The organism is Streptomyces sp. NRRL F-2664 (genome assembly GCF_000719345.1).
In the GTDB taxonomy this organism is placed as follows: Bacteria; Actinomycetota; Actinomycetes; order Streptomycetales; family Streptomycetaceae; genus Streptomyces.
Genome location: NZ_JOFX01000662.1, coordinates 1 through 202 on the forward strand (window position 1 = coordinate 1; position 202 = coordinate 202).

Consider the following 202-nt stretch of genomic DNA (forward strand, 5'->3'; position numbering starts at 1 on the left):
CCGCGACGGCGTCGACGGACGCGGCTACGAGTGGCGGCTGACCGACCGCACCGACGGGTCCGTGCAGTACTTCGACACCGCCGGCAACCCCGTCGCGTTCGAAGACCGGCACGGCAACCGCACCGACTTCGCCTTCACCCCGGCCGGAGAGACCTGGCAGCTCACGTCTGTCACCGACCCCTACGGCGCCGCCACAGAAGTC

The 202-nt window shown here is 70.8% G+C and carries 1 protein-coding gene; it reads left to right on the forward strand.

All coding sequences use genetic code 11. The features are described 5' to 3' along the window. A partial coding sequence (locus IF89_RS40545) for a hypothetical protein (protein ID WP_043195281.1) occupies positions 1-202 on the forward strand: 202 nt, incomplete at both ends.